This window comes from Lyngbya sp. CCAP 1446/10, assembly GCF_026130175.1.
Classification (GTDB): Bacteria; Cyanobacteriota; Cyanobacteriia; order Cyanobacteriales; family Microcoleaceae; genus Microcoleus.
On sequence record NZ_JAIGNI010000029.1, the window covers coordinates 1 to 4078 of the forward strand.

A 4078-nucleotide genomic window follows, 5' to 3' on the forward strand; every position below is an offset into this window, starting at 1 on the left:
AATCGCACGGAATTTTGCCTTGAATTTGTATCGCGATCATGGCTTCCAAAACATGGCTCAAGCTCAACGTCTCGCTGGCTTTAGTTGTAGCATACTCAAAGATCTGTTTAGAATGAAATAGCCCTGCCCACTTATCTGTACGGTTATGGTGGTTTTAGTATCTCGCTGACTCCAAGTTTTTCTCTTAGCAGGGTGGTGTGGTTGGAGATGGGCGGAGTTTATGTGACAGCCTGTTTGCGCGGTGGCGGCGAGTACGGCGAATCCTGGCACCAAGCTGGCACTAAGTTGAACAAGCAAAATGTTTTTGATGACTTTATCAGCGCTGCTGAATGGTTGATCGAAAATAAGTATACCAAACCGGCTAAATTGGCGATCGCAGGTGGTAGCAATGGCGGTTTATTGGTGGGGGCTTGCATGACTCAGCGGCCGGAATTGTTCGGTGCAGCGTTGCCGGCTGTCGGTGTCCTGGATATGTTGCGCTTCCACAAATTTACCATTGGTCATGCCTGGGTTCCTGAATATGGTTCGGCGGACAATCCGGCAGAATTTCCTACCATTCACGGCTATTCTCCGCTGCACAATCTGAAAGCGGGAACGGCTTATCCGGCGACAATGATTACAACTGCGGATCATGACGACAGAGTGGTTCCGGCGCACAGTTTTAAGTTTGCTTCGGCTTTGCAAGCAACTCACGTGGGAGAAAAGCCAGTGTTAATTCGGATCGAAACTAAAGCGGGACATGGGGGTGGCAAACCTACCGCTAAAGTTATTGAAGAATTGGCAGATGAATGGGCTTTTTTGGTGCGCGAACTCGATATTAACGTTTAACTAGCGCGGGATTGGGGGTGAATGTATCTGCGTTGCATCTGCGTTGATCTGGCTTAAATCTGCGGTTGACGCATTCATCAAAGATTTATGCAATTATTCGTCTAATTTTTGCCCCCAATCCTGCGATATTTCACCGCTGTTCGCAGCAGAAACCAGCTATCACATAACATAAATCAAGAAAAATTGTCAACCCCACAAATCATGATTTTTCTTAATATTAATTTTTGTATGTTTTAGCGGTCATTCTGACATTTTTTTTGAGAATGCTTTTTTCAGTTAGTTTAGCGGCAATGTCAAGCTGGAAACAGGAGTAAATCGAATCTAAAATTAAAAACTTTCCAATTCTCAAAAACATATCTTTCAGTGGATTTACGGTAAAGCCTCGGTAACAAGTAATACTTTTATCCGCACTAAGTACGCTCGCGTCACCTACATTACTGCCTTTTTTAGCCATGCGTAAGTAATATTCAATCCGGGTTAAGAACCCCCTTTTATAAAACTTAATGCTTGAAACCGATCTTGCATAAACCGGGGTTCGAGTCCAGAGAGACTAAAAAATAAAAGGGGTATTCAAGCCGGATTTTGTATGGCGGGCGATCGCGCTTTCAATTTTATGGCACTGTCTACGCTCAAAAAAACAAGACTTAACTATAGCTGTAAAATCCTGAAAACCTTTCCACATCAAAGCTTTGTGTTGAGTAGTCATTAGGCGCTAGCTTCGGTGCCATAGCATTCCCCGTCCAATTTGGTCTAAAAATTTAAACTCAACAAAACACACGTAAGTATTGATTTTTTGGTTTAATAAAATTTATTAAGAATTTATATTTTGTTGTTGATCGATTTTTTTTAAAGGGGTAGGTTAGAACGGATAAGTAAATCAACGGATCATGAAAATGATCCCCAAAATGTCGCATATGTCAGCCGTCAAAATACCCAAATCTAAAAATATGGTCACTAAAAACAACTTTTTTTTTGCAGGAACCAGCTCTCAAGCAGAGCCTGAAGCCAAAAAATCTCTAGTGGTGGTTGACTCCAGAGTAGAAAACTACCGGCAATTGATCGGTGGGATCAAAGCAGGAACGGAAGTATTTGTACTCAGTCAAACCAGGGAGGCGATCGACCAAATCACCGAAATTTTGCGTCATCGTCAAAACATCAACAGCCTACACATAGTTTCTCACGGCCGAGAAGCAGCAATCGCGATCGGCCCGGCAGAATTGAATCTTGACAACCTAGAAACCTACAGCAGTCAATTGCAGCAGTGGGGAAAAGCCTTTAACGAGCAAGGCAATATTTTGATTTACGGCTGTAACGTAGCCGCCGGTGAATCCGGGATTAAATTCATACAAAAGCTCAGTGAATTAACGGGAGCCAATATTGCCGCTTCCCAGCACCTAACTGGGAGTGCAGCAATAGGTGGCGACTGGGAATTAGAAATTACTACAGGACAAATCAATACCGAACTAGCATTTGAAAAAGAAGTCCTAGAAAACTACACATCTGTCCTGGCAACTTTAGTTAGCGAAACCTTTCAAGGTTCAACAGCACTAGGGCCTTGGATTTATAATCCCGACGGTTCACCTCCTCCTGGCTTAACCGCAGGCCCCGGCCCCGGCATTATTCCCGGTGCAGTGGGAGGGCCATTCGATCCAGCAGGCAGTGGCGCTTTGAGATTAACATCAAACGCGGAGAACCAAGCAAATTATGTCATCTACAACAGCCCCATCTCTTCAACTGACGGGCTAAAAGTTACCTTTGATTTATTTGCCTATAACGGCAATACTGGTGCTGATGGCATTAGTTTTTTCCTAATTAACGGAACAGCTACGCCAGCATCGGCGGGAGGCTTCGGCGGCTCTCTCGGCTATGCTCCCAACACCACTCGCGGCCAAGCCGGGATTGTAGGAGGTTATTTAGGTGTCGGATTAGACGAGTATGGCAATTTTTCCAATTCCGATGAAGGACGTACTGGCAACGCCACGCCCAACCCTCCCAACGATCGACCTGATTCAATCACAATTAGAGGCAGCGCAGCCACAAACTATAACTTTTTAACTACCGCTCCCGTTCCTGGTGGCATAGATCAGAATTTGGCAACCACTCGCACTACTGCCAATGTAAAAAAAACAGTCCAAATTACATTACTACCAGGTTCAAGCAGTCTTTCAGTTGCTATAGATACTGACGGCAACGGTGTATTTGATACGGGCGTAACTTTGATCGACATACCCGATCTAATGGCGGTAAACGGAACAATACCACCTACTTTCAAATTTGGTTTTGCTAGTTCGACTGGCTTGTATACAAACATTCACGAGATTGCTAATCTCGCTGTCGAAACTATCAACCCTCCTGCACTTTCAGCCGACATTTCGGTGCTTAAAACAGGCCCCGCGTTCGTCGCTCCCGGTGGCAACATTACCTACACAATTACCACCAGCAATGCTGCTGGTGGATCCGCTGCCGCAGACGTTCTGATTCAAGATCAACTGCCCGCAAACTTAGATTTCGTTAGTGCTAACGACCCTAATGGCAATGGTGTGTACAACACTTTAACGCGGACTGTCATCTGGCCGTCGATTCCCAGTCTGGCTAGCGGTGCTAGTGAACTCCGCAGCATAACCGCAACTGTCACCGGGCCGATCGGCACTACCATAACCAACACCGCCTTTAGCAACTCCAGCACCTACGACCCCAACCCAGCTAACAACAACGGTACTTCCATAACATCTCAAGTCCCAACTACAGTTGCTCTAGCCGATGTCGGTACGACAAAAAACGGGCCAGTGGCGGAGACTGTTGGCAATATAGTTACTTACACAATTTCCACAGTCAACATCGGGCCGAGCATAGCGACTAACGTCACTGTCACCGACACCATCATTCCCGGTTTAACAGGAGTCATCGCCTCCAACGGTGGCATCTACAATAGCGTTACGGGTATTGTCACCTTCCCTCCTATGAACTTAGGCATCGGTGCGGCCAATGCTCTAGACAACACAGTCAGCTTCATCGCACCCGCAGGCACCAGCGTCAGCAACAAGGCTAGCAGCAGCTCAGCTACCCCAGACCCCAATCCGACTGACAACGACGGTAGTGCTCCGGGTGCTAATTTCACCACGACTCTGACACCCGCCAACCAACCGCCAGTTGCCAACCCTACCACTGGGTCGGTTCTTCCTGGAAATACTCTTCCTGTGACGGGATTGGGAGGTACTGATCCAGACGGCTCGATCGCCTCCTACGCCAT

The 4078-nt window shown here is 46.5% G+C and carries 2 protein-coding genes and 1 pseudogene; 2 read left to right on the forward strand and 1 reads right to left on the reverse strand.

What is annotated here, in order from left to right; genetic code table 11:
- Window positions 1–126: 126 nt before the first annotated feature.
- Window positions 127–828, forward strand: a pseudogene (locus tag K4039_RS13650) (prolyl oligopeptidase family serine peptidase); the annotation flags it as partial.
- 217 nt (window positions 829–1045) lie between these two features.
- Here the strand turns inward: K4039_RS13650 and K4039_RS13655 are convergent.
- Complete coding sequence (locus tag K4039_RS13655; protein ID WP_265235731.1) at window positions 1046–1282, reverse strand: hypothetical protein; 237 nt, start codon at window positions 1280–1282, stop codon at window positions 1046–1048.
- A 493-nt stretch (window positions 1283–1775) separates the two neighbouring features.
- Between K4039_RS13655 and K4039_RS13660 the strand changes: the two genes are divergently transcribed.
- The coding region (locus tag K4039_RS13660; RefSeq protein WP_265235732.1) for a DUF4347 domain-containing protein at window positions 1776–4078 on the forward strand (2303 nt) is incomplete at its 3' end.

Excerpts from the sequence above, each read along its gene's own strand:
- K4039_RS13655 (WP_265235731.1), bottom strand. The coding sequence starts at position 1,282 with ATGGCTAAAAAAGGCAGTAATGTAGGTGACGCGAGCGTACTTAGTGCG.